The sequence below is a fragment of the Corallococcus exercitus genome (genome assembly GCF_003611585.1).
Classification (GTDB): Bacteria; Myxococcota; Myxococcia; order Myxococcales; family Myxococcaceae; genus Corallococcus; species Corallococcus exercitus.
In genome coordinates this window covers 14,644-28,533 of the sequence record NZ_RAVW01000079.1, presented here as the reverse complement: position 1 = coordinate 28,533, position 13,890 = coordinate 14,644, and the positions used below count along the sequence as shown (strand labels likewise).

Annotated in this window: 10 protein-coding genes; 3 read left to right on the top strand and 7 right to left on the bottom strand. The window is 70.2% G+C overall.

Annotated elements, in window-relative coordinates; all coding sequences use genetic code 11:
• The coding region (locus D7W79_RS12785; protein WP_147441904.1) for an aspartyl/asparaginyl beta-hydroxylase domain-containing protein at window positions 1-832 on the top strand (832 nt) is incomplete at its 5' end.
• A 7-nt stretch (window positions 833-839) separates the two neighbouring features.
• Here the strand turns inward: D7W79_RS12785 and D7W79_RS12780 are convergent.
• On the bottom strand, window positions 840-2,087 hold the full coding sequence (locus D7W79_RS12780) for a threonine synthase (protein WP_120525648.1): 1,248 nt from the start codon (window positions 2,085-2,087) through the stop codon (window positions 840-842).
• Between the two features lie 8 nt (window positions 2,088-2,095).
• A complete protein-coding gene (locus D7W79_RS12775; RefSeq protein WP_120525647.1) occupies window positions 2,096-3,313 on the bottom strand; it encodes a DUF1015 domain-containing protein in 1,218 nt (405 codons plus the stop codon).
• Window positions 3,314-3,563: 250 nt separating this feature from the next.
• Here D7W79_RS12775 and D7W79_RS12770 point away from each other — a divergent pair, with 250 nt between their 5' ends.
• Window positions 3,564-8,633, top strand: coding sequence for a tetratricopeptide repeat protein (locus D7W79_RS12770; protein WP_120525646.1), 5,070 nt, complete (start codon window positions 3,564-3,566; stop codon window positions 8,631-8,633).
• Window positions 8,634-8,650: 17 nt separating this feature from the next.
• Here the strand turns inward: D7W79_RS12770 and D7W79_RS12765 are convergent, their stop codons facing one another.
• Window positions 8,651-9,388 carry a competence/damage-inducible protein A gene (locus D7W79_RS12765; RefSeq protein ID WP_120525645.1) on the bottom strand — a complete coding sequence of 246 codons (738 nt, stop codon included), beginning with the start codon at window positions 9,386-9,388 and terminating at the stop codon, window positions 8,651-8,653.
• A gap of 109 nt (window positions 9,389-9,497) precedes the next feature.
• Here D7W79_RS12765 and D7W79_RS12760 point away from each other — a divergent pair, with 109 nt between their 5' ends.
• Complete coding sequence (locus tag D7W79_RS12760) at window positions 9,498-10,652, top strand: acyl-CoA dehydrogenase family protein (RefSeq protein ID WP_120525644.1); 1,155 nt, start codon at window positions 9,498-9,500, stop codon at window positions 10,650-10,652.
• A 20-nt stretch (window positions 10,653-10,672) separates the two neighbouring features.
• On the opposite strand, the gene D7W79_RS12755 is transcribed toward D7W79_RS12760, so the two are convergent.
• Genes D7W79_RS12755 through D7W79_RS12740 form a run of 4 tightly spaced genes read right to left on the bottom strand, consistent with a single transcriptional unit; the run spans window position 10,673 to window position 13,747 of the window.
• Window positions 10,673-11,215: a dihydrofolate reductase family protein gene (locus D7W79_RS12755; protein WP_120525643.1), complete on the bottom strand. Its 543-nt coding sequence runs from the start codon at window positions 11,213-11,215 to the stop codon at window positions 10,673-10,675.
• Between the two features lie 57 nt (window positions 11,216-11,272).
• On the bottom strand, window positions 11,273-12,280 hold the full coding sequence (locus D7W79_RS12750; RefSeq protein WP_120525642.1) for an NADPH:quinone oxidoreductase family protein: 1,008 nt from the start codon (window positions 12,278-12,280) through the stop codon (window positions 11,273-11,275).
• Window position 12,281: 1 nt separating this feature from the next.
• Complete coding sequence (locus D7W79_RS12745; RefSeq protein ID WP_120525641.1) at window positions 12,282-13,253, bottom strand: aldo/keto reductase; 972 nt, start codon at window positions 13,251-13,253, stop codon at window positions 12,282-12,284.
• Window positions 13,241-13,747 (bottom strand): YiiD C-terminal domain-containing protein, encoded by a 507-nt coding sequence (locus tag D7W79_RS12740; RefSeq protein ID WP_120525640.1) that lies wholly within the window; start codon window positions 13,745-13,747, stop codon window positions 13,241-13,243. The genes D7W79_RS12745 and D7W79_RS12740 overlap by 13 nt, the downstream gene beginning before the upstream one ends.
• Window positions 13,748-13,890: the final 143 nt, after the last annotated feature.

The following is a 13,890-nucleotide window of genomic DNA, read 5'->3' as shown; positions in this document are numbered from 1 at the left end:
CTCCAGCACCGGGAACACCGCCCCCCCGCGCCCCTCGGGTCTGCTCGGAGGGCTGAAACAACAGGCGCGGGAGCTGGCCGGCACGGCGCTCACGCACGGGGCCCTCTTCACGGCGAAGCAGGTCACCCAGGCCATCCACAAGCGGCCGGACGCCAACCACACCTTCTTCGACCCGGCGGCGTTTCCCTTCACCACCCGCATGGAGCAGAACTGGCGGGTCATCCGCCAGGAGCTGGACGCGGTGATGCGGGGGGTGGAGATCATCCCCAACTTCCAGGACCTGATGCCCGAGCAGCGCGAGCTGACCACGGATGATCGCTGGAAGACGTTCGTCTTCTACGGCTACGGGGTGAAGTTCGAGGACAACTGCCGCCGGTGTCCGGAGACGACGCGCCTGCTGGAGGGCATCCCGGGCATGACGAGCGCCATGTTCTCCATCCTCCGGGGCCGCAAGCACATCCCCCCGCACTCCGGCCACTACAAGGGCGTGCTGCGCTACCACCTGGGCCTGCTGGTCCCCGAGCCCGCGGAGGCGGCCCACATCCGCGTGGGCGACAAGACGGCCTCCTGGCGCGAGGGGCAGAGCCTCATCTTCGACGACACGCACGACCACGAGGTGCGCAAGGAGAACGACGGGGACCGCGTGGTGCTCTTCCTGGACTTCCTCAGGCCGCTGCCGCCGGTGCTGTCCGGGCTCAACCGGCTGGTGGTGAAGCTCATCAGCCTGTCGCCCTACATCGCCCGGAGCGAGGCGAACTCCCGCAAGTGGGAGGAGTACTTCGGCGAGGAGTTCGATCTCGTGCGCAATCCCCCGTCCGGCAAGCGCGCCTGAACGGAGGTCAGATCAACTGGCGCGCCCGGAGCACCTGCTCCAGGCCCGCCATGTCCTCGGGCAGGTTGATGGGCTGGGCCGAGGCCTGGGTCGCGCTCCGGATGTCCTTGAGCCCATTGCCCGTGACGACGACGAGCGCGGACTCGTCACGCCCCACGATTCCCTGCTCCACCGCGCGGCTCAGCCCCGCGACCGCGCAAGCCCCGGCGGGCTCGGTGAAGACCGCCGCCAGCTGGGCCGTCTTCCGCATTGCCTCCAGGATGCTCGCGTCATCCACCGCGAGCATGGCGCCTCGCGACTCGCGGATGGCGCGCAGGGCCTTGCGCCAGTTGCGCGGCTGTCCCACCGCGATGGAGTCCGCGAGCGTCCGGGCCTCCACCGGGCGGATGGCGCCCTCCTGCCGGACGAACTCGTCCACCAGCGGCGCACTCCCCTGGGCCTGGACGCCGAGCATGCGCGGCAGCCGGGAAATGAACCCCAGCCGGTGCATCTCCCACAGCCCCTTCCAGGCTCCGGCCAGGGTGCAGCCATCTCCCACGGAGAGGACCACCCAGTCCGGCAATTGCTCCCCCAGCTGCTCCGCCAGCTCCAGCCCGACGGTCTTCTTGCCCTCGATGAGATAGGGATTCACCGCGCAGTTGCGGTTGTACCAACCGAAGCGCGCGCAGGCGTCCTGGCAGACCGCGTAGGCGTCGTCATACGAGCCCTTCACGCGCAGCACGGTGCCCCCGAAGATGAGGACCTGCGCCACCTTGGGCTCCGGCGTGCGCTCCGGGACGAAGATGACGCTCTTCAAGCCCATGGCCGCGGAGAACCCCGCGAGCGAAGCGGCCGCGTTGCCGGCCGAGGCACAGGCGATGACGTCGCTGCCCTGCTCCCGGGCCTTGAGGACGCCGACAGCGCTCGCCCGGTCCTTGAAGGAGGCCGTGGGATTGCGGCCGTCGTCCTTCAGCTTCAACGCCCTCACGCCCACGTCGGCCGCCAGCCGTGGCACGTCGTAGATGGGCGTCATGCCGACCTGCGGATGCGGCGGCTCCCGGGTGCCGTCCACCGGGAGCAGCTCCAGGTAGCGCCACTGGTTCCCCACGCGGGAGCGCAGCGACTCGCGGGTCAGCGTCCGCGCGACGGCGTCATAGTCATACTCGAGGTCCAGGATGCCTTCGATGCCGCAGCCGGGACAGGTGGAGAGCCTCTGCGTGCCGTAGTGGCTGCCGCACCGCACACAGGTCGCTCGGACCAGATGTTCAAGAGCCATGGCGGCGGTCAGAACAGGTGCAGCACGAGGCCGCTGCGCAGCTTCGGTTCGAACCAGGTGGACTTGGGCGGCATGATCTCCCCCGCGTCCGCGATGGTCATGAGCTGCTCCAGGCTCGTCGGGAAGAGCGAGAAGGCCACGCGCCACGCGCCCGAGTCCACCAGGCGCTCCAGCTCCGCCGTGCCCCGGATGCCCCCCACGAACTGGATGCGCTCGTCCTTGCGCGGATCCCCGATGCCGAGCAGGGCCCCCAGCACGTTCGTCTGGAGGATGCTCACGTCCAGCGCCTCCGTCGGCGTGGCGCCGAACGAACCCGGCCTGGCGGTGAGCAGGTACCAGGCGCCCTCCAGATACATCCCGAACTGGTGCGCCCGGTCCTGGACCTTCGAGGATCCGCGCGTCACCTCGAACCGCTCGCCGAGCCGTGCCAGGAAGACCTCCGGCGTCAGCCCGTTCAGGTCCTTCACCACGCGGTTGTAGGCGAGGATGCGCATCTGATCATGCGGGAAGACCACCGCGAGGAACCGGCCATGCCCGCCGCCCTCGCCGCGCTGCTTGCGCAAGGAGTGGACCCGCGAGGCCGCGGCCGAACGGTGGTGCCCGTCCGCGATGTAGAGCATGGGCACTTCGCGGAACGCCGCCGTGAGCCGCGCGTTGAGGCTCCCGGGCACCCGCCAGAAGGTGTGGCCGATGCCATCCTCGGTGGTGAAGTCGTACTGGGGCGCCGCGCGCATCCCCTCCTCCATCAGCGCGCCAATGGACGGCACGGACCGGTACGTGAGGAAGACCGGCTCGTCATTGCCCCCCAGCATGTCGATGTGCCGGGTGCGGTCGTCCTCCTTGTCCGAGCGTGTCAGCTCATGCTTCCGGATGAGGCCCTGGTCGTACTCGTCGACCCGGGCCAGGGCGACGACGCCCGTCTGCGTGTGCGTGCCCATGCGCTGCCGGTACAGGTAGAAGCACGGCTCGTCGTCCTGCCTCAGCCAGCCCTCGGAGAAGAAGCGCTCCAGGTTGCGCCGGCCCGCCGCGTGGACGGAGTCGGAGTGCTCGTCCGTGTCCGGCGGCAGGCCAATCTCCGGCCGCGAGACATGGAAGAAGCTGCGCGGGTTGCCGTGGGCGTAGGCGCGCGCTTCCGCGGTGCTCACCACGTCGTAGGGGGGAGTGCACAGCGTCTGTCCCAGCGTCTGGGCAGGACGCACTCCTCGGAACGGCTGAAGGTCGGCCACGGATGTCGCTCCTGGTTGCAAGCCTGCTTTGCAAGCTAGCACAGCATTTATGGCAAACCCGGAACACCTGTGATCCGGCCAAGGGGGGTGCCGCGCCCTGCTTCCTGCAGCGTCCCACCGCCCGTCCGCCTGCCTCCCCTGCACTCAAATCGCCTGGAAAGTCGGGAAGTTGAGGGGCCAGCCGAGCGCGTGGTACGAACTCCCGTTCAGTCTCCCCCTCTCAATTTCAAAGTGCCTGGAGCCGGCTTCCATGAGCGAGCGCAATGACGTCACGCGGCCTTCGTCCTCCGCATCGGTGCCTCCCCCCGGAGCCCCCGAACCGACGGGCGCGGCGCAGGTACTTGCCCAGAACGTGACCACCCTGCCCGCCCCTGTTCCCCAGGCCAGCGCCGAGGACGATGCCCGCGAGCGCATCGCCTCCATGGAGCGCGAGGCCAAGGCGCTCGCCACCACCGAGCCGCAGACGGCCGCCCTCCTCTTCCATGAGGTCGGTCTGCTCTGGGAAGAGCCGCTCAAGAACCCTCGCAACGCCGCCGTCGCGTTCCAGAACGCCTACAAGCTGGCGCCGCGCTTCCTCGCCAACATCCGCGCCGCGCGCCGCCTCTTCGCCGACGTCGGCAACTGGCAGATGGTCGTGCAGCTCATCGACGCGGAGCTCATCGCCGCCGAGGACCCTCGCCAGCAGGCCTCCCTCCTCTTCGAAAAGGGGCAGATCCTCGAGGAGCGCCTGTCCCGAGACAACGACGCCGCGGATGCCCTGCGCCAGGCCCTGGACCGCAAGCCCACCGACGTCACGCTCCTCACGCAGCTCGAGTCCGTCTACGCGTCCCGCAACGACGCCGGCGCGCTGGTGGAGATCTACCGGCTGCTCGCCGCCGCCGTCGTCCCGCCGTCCCTTCGCGCCCACTACCTCACCTCCGCGGGCATGGTCCTGGAGGAGCGCCTCAAGCAGAAGGAGGCCGCCGCCGCGGCGTTCCGCGAGGCGTTCGCGCTCGACCGCTCCGACCCGCTGCTCCAGGCCGCCGTCAAGCGCGTCGCCGAGCGCGAAGGCCGCACCGACGAGCTCCTCTCCGCCCTCCTCTCCGAAGCCGAGGGACAGGGCTCGCAGGCCGCTCCCGCGTACCTCCACATCGCCAAGATTCACGACCGCCTGGGCCGCAAGGACGACGCGCTCTCCGCGCTGCTCGCCGCCCGGCGCGTGAGCCCGCATGAGCCGCTCGTGCTGAGCGCGCTCGCCGGCATCTACGAGACGCAGGGCCGCTTCGAGGAGCTGGCCGATGTGCTGCTCGCGTGGGTGGGCTCCATCAACGACGAGAGCGAGCTCGTCGCCATCAACCTGCGCCTCGCCGCGCTGTACGAGGACGACCTCAAGCGCGACCAGGAGGCCGCCGCCCGCTACCAGGCCATCCTCTCCCGCATCCCCAGCCACGCCGCCGCGCTCGCGGGCCTGGGCAAGCTGTCGTACCGGATGCAGAACTGGGAGGGCCTCGTCGCCGTCTTCGACGCGGAGGTCACCGCCGCCGAGGACGCGAAGGGCAAGGCCGCGCGCATGTACAAGGCGGCCGAGATTCTCGAGGAGCGCCTGGGCCGCCAGGAGGACGCCATCGCGCGCTACAACGCGTGCCTCCAGCTCCAGCCCGGCTACCTCCCCGCGCAGAAGGCCCTCACCCGCCTCTACGAGCGCCAGGGCCGCTTCGCCGAGCTCGTCGGGATGTTCGAGCAGGACCTGCTCCAGACGTCCGACCGCGACCAGGTCATCACCACGCTCAACAAGATGGCGGTCATCTACGAGGACCGCCTGAGCGACCTCGACCACGCCATCGAGTGCATGAAGCGCATCCTCGACCTGGCGTCGGATCACCTGCCCACGCTGCGCAACCTGGCCCGCCTCTACGAGCGCGCCGGACGCTACCGCGAGCTGCTGGAGACCAACGACCTGGAGGCGTCGTTCGCCGGGGACACCAAGCAGGTCCTGTCGCTCCTCCACCGCAACGCGGAGATTTTGGACGAGCACCTGAAGGACCGCGTGGGCGCCATCACCGCGTATGAGCGCGTGCTCGCGCTGTCGCCCTCGTACCTGCCCGCGCTCAAGGCCCTGGGCCGGCTGTACGCGCAGGACGGCCGCTGGGAGAAGCTCATCGACATGTACCGCGCGGAGTCGGAGATCTCGGCCTCCACCGACGCGGCCGCCGCGCTCATCTACAAGATTGGCGAGCTGTACGAGCACCGCCTCAAGCAGGAGAACGAGGCGCTGGCGTCGTACCAGGAGGCGCTGATGCTGGCGCCCAGCTACTTCCCGGCGCTGCGTGCGCTGGCCCGCATCCACCGGGCCCACGGCGCGTGGGAGAACCTCGTGGAGGTGCTGCGCGCGGACGCCGCCAACCGCACGGATCCGCTGGAGCGCGCCAACGCGATGTACCAGGCCGCCGCCATCTGGGAGGACCAGCTGGGCCGCCCGGAGCTGGCCATCGACGGCTACCAGGAGGTGCTGCGCCTGACGCCGGGCCACGCCGCCACGCTGCGCGCGCTGGAGCGCCTGTACGTCGCGCAGGACAACGTGAAGGAGCTGGTCTCCATCCTCGACCGCGAGACGCAGGTGGGCCAGACGCCCGCGGCCAAGGTGACCGCGTACCTCAAGCTGGCGCGGCTGTACCTGGACCGCTTCCAGGAGCCGTCCCGCGCCGCGCAGTGCTGCGAGTCCGTGCTGGGCCTGGAGCCCGGCAACCTCACCGCCCTCACGCTGCTGGAGCGCATCCGCGTGTCGGACCGCCCCCGCCGCGCGGAGCTGCGCACCCGCATCGCCGAGCGCGTCACCGACACGCGCCTGTCCAGCGCCCTGCGCCTGCTGGCCGCCGCGGATCAGGAGAAGGGCCCGCCCACCGAGCGCACCCTGGAGGTCTACCAGCGCGCCTTCGACGCGGACCCCTCCGACGCGCGGCTCGCCTTCGGCCTGGAGCGCGTGCTGCGGCAGACGGGTGACACCGCCGCCCTGTCGCGCATGTACGGCATGCGGCTGGCCGTCACCACCGACGCCACGGAGGCGCTGGAGCTGCTGCTGCGCGCCGCCGAGCTGGCGGAGAAGAACCCCGACCTGGAGCAGGCCGCCGCGCTGTACCGGCAGGCGCTGGAGCTCCAGTCGCAGTGCCTCCCCGCGCTCCAGGGCGCCCGCCGCGTGGCCCTGCGCCGGGGCGACTTCGCCACCGCCCGCGCCATGATGGAGACCGAGGCCCGCGCCAGCCGCGACGCCAAGAGCGCCATCGAGGGCTTCGTCGCCGCCGCGAAGCTCGCGGCCCAGAAGCTCAACGACCCCGACGGCGCCGCGGCCCTCTACCGCCTGGCGCTGGAGCGCGATCCGCTGCACCCGGGCGCGGCCACCGGCCTGGAGGAGCTGCTCGCGCAGCGCGGCGGTTCCTCCGACCTCGCGGCCCTGCACGAGCGGCGCGCGGAGGCCCGGCTCGCGCAGCGCGACGTGGAAGCGGCGGCGGCGGCGTATGTCACCGCGGCCCGGCTGCACAACGTGGCCCTGGGCGACCGTGCCCGTGCGCTCGCGGTGCTGGAGAAGGCCCTGGCGGCCCGGCCCGGCTTCCCCGACGCGCTGGAGACGCGCGGCCTGCTCCTCCTGGAGGCGCAGCAGTACGCGGAGGCCGCGCAGATGCTCGGCCAGCGCGTGCAGCAGGGCGGCGACCCTCGCGTGCTCGCGCAGCACCACCTGACGCTGGGCGCGCTCTACCAGCAGCACCTCAATGATCCGGGCCGCGCGGCCGCGCACCTGCAGACGGCGCTGGCCACCCTGCCCCGCCACCCGGAGGCGCTGGAGCGGCTGGCCACGGTGTACGCGCAGGGCCGCAACTTCGGCGGCGCGGTGGACTGCCTGCGGCGGCTCTTGGATCAGGACCTGCCCAACGACGCCCGCGCCCGCTTCACCGTGGAGCTGGCGCGCATCCACGACGAGGGCCTGGGCGACGTCGCCTCCGCCACGGCGCTCTACAAGAAGGCGCTGGAGCTGACGCCGGGCGAGCCCGCGCTGGTGGACCGGCTGGTGGTCCTCTACGAGCGGCAGCGCAACCTGCCGGAGCTGGCGCAGATGCTGGAGGCCCAGGCGGCCGCCACGGCGTCCACGGACGTCAAGCGCGCGGTGGCGCTGCGCATCCGCGTGGCGAGCTTCTACGCGGGCCCGCTGGCGGAGCCTGCTCGCGCCACGGTCATCTACCGGCAGATTGTCGAGCAGGATCCGCAGAACCTCCAGGCCCGCGCCGCGCTGGCGGAGCTGTATGGCCGCGACATGGCCAGCTACCCGCTGGCCATCGAGGAGCACCGGCAGCTCTTGCGCCTGGACCCCGCGCGCCTGGAGAGCCTGCATGCGCTGTTCAAGCTGTGGGACGCCCAGAAGCAGCAGGACAAGGCGTTCGCCGTCGCCGCGGTGCTGACCTTCCTGCGCGCCACCAACGAGGTGGAGCAGGCCTTCTACTCGGAGGCCCGCGTCCGGCAGCCGCAGGAGCCCCGCGAGGCGCTGCCCGCCAACGACGTGGACACCGTCCTCATGCACCCGGCCGCGCGAGGCCCGCTGACGGAGCTGCTGCGCGCCATGGGTGAGCACCTGGGCAAGGTGTTCCCGCCGCAGTTCGAGATGCTCGGCGTCAACCCGAAGACGGACAAGCTCAAGCCGGACTCGGCCGTGTTCAAGGCCGTGCGCGCGGTGGCGCAGACCTTCGGCGTGGAGGAGTTCGAGGTCTACCTCGCCCGGCGTGGCCTCCTGCAGTTGGAGACGACGGAGCCCCTGTCCCTGTGCGTGGGCCAGGACGTCGTGCGCCGCTTCAACGCCCGTGAGCAGAAGTTCCTCATCGGCAAGGCGGTGCTGGGCCTGCTCAACAAGACCGCCGTCCTCTCCAAGACGTCCCAGGGCGAGACGGTGGACCTGTTCGGCAACGCCATCCGCGTCCACGTGCAGCAGTTCAACGGCCTGGGCCGGCGCAACGACGAGATGACGAAGCAGCTCAAGAAGGCCTTCAACCGCAAGGCGATGAAGGCCTCGGAAGGCCCCGCGCAGACGCTGTCCGAGCAGTCGAAGATCGACGTGGCCTCGGTGGTGGACGCGCTCGGCTACTCCGCGGACCGCGCGGGCCTGCTGGTGTGCGGAGACCCGTCCGTGGGCCTCACCATGGTGCTGCGCGAGGATCCGAACATCGTGGCCAACAAGCAGGAGAGCCCCGAAGCCATCCTCCAGGCGGTGCGCGAGCGCGCGGACCTGAAGGCCCTGCTGTCGTGGCTGCTCACCGACGACTTCTTCCGGCTGCGCCAGCGGCTGGGGCTGTCGCTGTAGTTCGCTTCAAGCCCGCGCTACTCCCGGCGGACCAGCGCGTCCGCCGGGAACCCCGCGAGCAGCCGGCCCACGGCGTCATCCACGTGGGCCCGCTCCGGGGCCTCCACCGTGACCTTCACGCGGTAGTCCATGGCCGCGTCGAACACGGGATAGGAGCCGATGGCCACGTGGGGCATGTCCAGCGCCACGCGGTCCAGCACGGCCGCCAGGGCGCTCTCGCCCAGGTTGAAGTACAGGTTGACCAGGTGCACCGGCGTGCCGCTCAGCCGTGAGAGCACCGTCTCCAGCTGCAGCCGGAAGAGCTGCGGCACCCCCGGCAGGAGGAACAGGTCCCCCACCGTCAGCACCGGGAACCACATGCCCGGCTGGGCCAGGAGCACCGCGCCCTCCGGCGCGTCCGCCAGGCGCAGGGACTCCGGCGTCACGGGCGACGTGCCGGCGCGGGCCTGGATGGCCGACACCATCTCCGGCAGGCGCACCACGGGCCGGCCCAGCGCGAGCGCCACCGCGCGCACCGTGACGTCGTCGTGGGTGGGGCCAATGCCTCCGCTGGTGAAGACGTAGCGGGCCTTGCGCCGGGCGCGGGCCACCGCGTCCACGATGGCGTCCACGTCGTCCAGGATGGTCTCCACCGAGACCAGCGGGATGCCAAGCTCCCGCAGCCGCTGGATGAGGTGGGGGCCGTTCTCGTCCTTCACCTTCGCGGTGAGGACCTCGTTGCCAATGATGATCGCCGCCGCGCCGGTGCGCTCCATGGGACCGCGGACTCTACTCCAACGGACCCCGGGGGTGGACTCGCGGGATGTGCTGGCGCGGACCCGCCCTGTCCTGGAGTCAGCATGGGGGGACGGACATCCTTCGCGCATGGACTCCCATGAGACCCGGGACGCGATCCGCGCGTCCGTGCGTGCGCTGTGCAACCGCTTCCCCGCGAAGTACTGGCGGACCCTCGACGCGGAGCGTGAGTACCCTCACGACTTCGTCAATGCCCTCACCGAAGCAGGCCTGCTGGCCGCGCTCATCCCGGCCGAGTACGGCGGCGCGGGGCTGGGGCTGCGCGAGGCGGCCGTCGTGCTGGGGGAAATCAATCACTTCGGCGGGAACGCGTCCGCCTGCCATGCGCAGATGTACGTGATGAACGTGCTGCTGCGTCACGGCTCCGCGGCGCAGAAGCAGCGGTACCTGCCGGAGATCGCCGCGGGCCGGCTGCGGCTCCAGGCGTTCGCGGTGACGGAGCCGAACTCGGGCTCGGACACCACCGCCATCGAGACGACGGCGGTCCGGCAGGGGGACCGCTACGTCGTGAACGGCCAGAAGATCTTCATCTCGCGCGTGCTCCAGTCCGACCTGATGCTCCTGCTCGCGCGGACGACGCCCCGGGCGGAGGGGCGCAAGAAGACGGACGGGATGAGCGTGTTCCTGCTTGACCTGTGCAAGACGCAGGGGCTGGAGGTCCGGCCCATCCGCACCATGCTCAACCACGCGACGAACGCGCTGTTCTTCGAGAACGTCGAGGTGCCCGCCGAGGGGCTGATTGGCGAGGAGGGCAAGGGCTTCTCGTACATCCTCGACGGCATGAACGCGGAGCGGGTGCTCGTCGCCGCGGAGGCCATCGGGGATGGGCGCTGGTTCATCGAGAAGGCCGTCGCGTATGCGCAGGAGCGCGTGGTGTTCGGCAAGCCGATTGGCGCCAACCAGGGCGTGCAGTTCCCCATCGCGAAGGCGCACACGGCGCTCACGGCGGCGTCGATGCTGACGGAGCAGGCCGCGACGCTCTTCGACAGCCACCAGTCCTGCGCGGCCGAGGCGAACATGGCGAAGTACCTGGCCGCTGAAGCCGCCTGGGAGGCCGCCAACGCCTGCATGGACACCTACGGCGGCTACGGCTTCGCGGAGGAGTACGACGTGGAGCGCAAGTTCCGCGAGGTGCGCCTGTTCATCAACGCGCCCGTGAGCCGGAACATGGCCCTGTCGTACATCAGCCAGCACGTGCTGGGGCTGCCCCGCTCGTTCACCTGAACAGCACCCGGCCGGCGTGCCTACTTCTTCGGCACGTACCGCGTGACCACCGCCCCCGAGGCGAGCTCCAGCCGGCTCACGGGCTTCAGGTCGATGGCCTTCGAGAGGCCCGCGAACAGATTCGGCCCGTGGCCCGCCAGCCGGGGGTGCACCACGAACTCGTACTCGTCAATCAGCCCGAGCTCCGCCAACGCCAGGGGGAGCTTCATGCCTCCCACGTACACGCCCTTCTTCGCCTGGCTCTTGAGCTGTCGAACGGCCTGCTCCAGGTCGCCTCGCAGGAGCTCCGCGTTCCAATCGACCCGGGCCAGGGTGCTCGACACGACGTACTTCCTTGCCGCGTGGATCGTCTGGACGAAGGGATCCTTCAGCCCCTCTTCCGTCGCCGCCTGGGGCCGGAACGCTTCCTCCATCATTTTGTAGGTCACCCGGCCGAAGAGGAGGATGTCGGCCTTTTGGAGCGTCTCGGCCGTGTGACGATGCAACTCCTCGTCCGCGGAAACCGCACGATGATCACAGCAGCCGTCCAATGTGACGTTGATGGAGTACCGGAGAGGTTGCATGACGTGAGGCTACCGTCGGCCGACGGCCATCGCCAATCACGTTGCGAGGCTCCGTGTTCACCCACCCGCGCGAGACGGGGTGTCCTGATCCTCGCGGACGTGGACCACCACCTTGCCGATGGCGCGTCGCTCCGCGAGCGTGCGCAGTCCCTCGGCGGTCTCCTCCAGGGGAAGCCGGAGGGTGATTCGCGGGGTGATGCGGCCCTGCGCGTACCAGGCGAAGAGCTGGTCCATGGTTTCGCGCAGCGACGCCGGGTCGTGGTAGCGGAAGTAGCGCAGCGACGAGCCCAGCACCGCACGGTGCTTCACGAGCAGCCGATGGGCGGGGATGCTCGGTATCTGTCCCGCGGCGAAGCCCACGAGCACGTAGCGGCCTCCCCAACCCAGCGTCGAGAGCGCCGGGTCGAAGAGCGGGCCACCGACTGGATCGAAGCAGACGCTCACGCCAGAGGGCCCTGCGGCGGCGAGGACCTGATCCTTCCAGTCAGTTTCAGCGGAGCTGAAGACCCGGTCCGCTCCGGCTTCGCGAGCGATGAGGCGCTTGTCGGGTGTGCTCGCGACCGCGATGACCTTGGCACCCAGCGCCTTGCCCAGCTGCACCGCCGCGAGCCCCACGCCTCCGCTGGCTCCGAGCACGAGGAGCACCTCCGAAGGCTTCAGGTGGGCGACGCGGATCAGCGCCAGGGCGGTGCTCACGTAGGCGCTGGTCAATGCGGCGGCGACGTCGAACGAGACTTCCGCTGGCAGCAGGAACGTCTCCTGGACGGAGGCCACGGCCTGCTCGGCGTAGCCTCCGTGCCAGAGGATGGCCACGACGCGGTCCCCGGGTTTGAGGCCTGAGCCGTCGGGGGCGCTGGCGATCGTGCCCGCGGCCTCCAGGCCCGGGACGAAGGGCAGTGCGGGCCGGGTCTGATAGGTCCCGCCAATCATGAGGAGGTCGGCGAAGTTCACGCTGCAGGCGTGCACGTCGATCTTCACCTCGTCGGATTTCGGAACAGGCTCGGGGACCTCCGTGAGGATGAGCTGCTCGGGCCCGCCCCATGTCCCGCAGACAATCGCTCGCACGTCATGGCTCCTGGGTGGAAGTGGCCGTGAGGCTTCGCCAGAGGTCGTCGTTGGTGGGCAGGCCCAACGCCTCGGTGACCAGTTGCTCCAGCTGCTCCGGGCTGCGCGCGCCGACGAGGATCGACGTCACGAAGGGGCAGTGCACCAGCCACCAGGTGGAGAGGCCTGACGGTGACAGCGCGTGGGATGAGGCCTGCGCCTTCAAGTGTTCGACCCGGGCCGCGTTCTCCGGGGTCCAGGCCTTCGCGTAGAGGTCCCGGCGCTGCCCGATGCGCGTGCCCTGCGGAATCTCCCCTGCGATGGCATACCTGCCACTGAGCAGGCCTCCCGCCAGCGGCGAATAGGGCGTGTACTGGAGCCCCAGCTTCGCGCAGGCCTCCAGCACGCCGTTCCGCGCGTCGTCCTGTTCGAGCAGGTTGAAGCGGTTCTGGACCCAGCCGAACCCCACCGGGCCTCCGGAGCGTGGCGCCGCACAGCGCCAGAGGTCGCTCGCGGTGACGTTCGACAAGCCGAAGCGACGGACCTTCCCTGCCCTCACGAGGGACTGGAAGGTCTCGAGGACGTCGTCCCACGGCGTCGCGGGGTCGGGTACGTGCGACAGGTAGAAGTCGAGCGTGTCGATGCGAAGACGCGCGAGCGAGCGGTCCACCTCCGCGAACACATGCTTCCGTCCGAGCCCACCGCGCAGGCCCACCTTGGACGAGATGAGCACCCGGTCCCGCATCGCGGCACCGCGCGCCGCCAGCCAAGCGCCGATGATGGCTTCGCTGGCGCCGTCCGCGTAGGTGCCCGCCGTGTCGATGAGGTTGATCCCCAACGCCACCGCTCGGTCCAGGAGCGCATGTGCTTCGGCTTCGGTCTCTCCCTGGCCCAGCAGCTTCCGGGAGCTTCCGATGCCCCCGAAGTTCGCCGCCCCCAGGGCGAAGACCGATACGTCGATGCCACCCAGCTTGCGGTAGATCACGTCCGCCACGCCTCCGGAAACGGCAACGCCAGGTCGCCCTCCCCCGCACCCGAGGAACCCAGCAACGTGAAGTGCGCCGTGTAGGTCGCGGCGGGCGCGCCCTCGTCGATGAACACCTGCGACGTGGCCGTGAGCCGCACCTTGCCTCCCTGACGAAGCGTGTCGGCTTCCAGCGCGGGCAACGCCTCACAGCGAGCCCGGTAGTCACAGGCGATGGGCCGGTGGATGGCGAACTCACAACGGCGCAGCAGGATCTGCACGGCCAGCCGCTCCGCCCACGCCGCCCGCACGAGCAACAACCACGGGGCGAGGCCCGCCGAGGTGAACACGCCCGGACCGAAGGCCGTCCCCCGGTGGTTCAACGAGGGGCCCAGCGGCGCCGCGAGCACGATGCGGCCGGGCTCGAACTCGACGAACTGGATCCCGAGGAACTTCGTCATCGGAATCCGTTCATGGAGGTCCCTCGCCAGATGAGCGAGGACGTCCTCACGTTGGAGGCTCATGGGCGGTTCCTTGGGAGCTTCGCGGTGGCAACCCACGCATGACGCTCCATCTCCGCGAGGCTCAGGCCGGACGCTCGCTTTACGTTCGGATGGAGGCTCATGAGTGGCTCCCTGAGAGCTTCGTCGTGGAAGTCCACGCACGA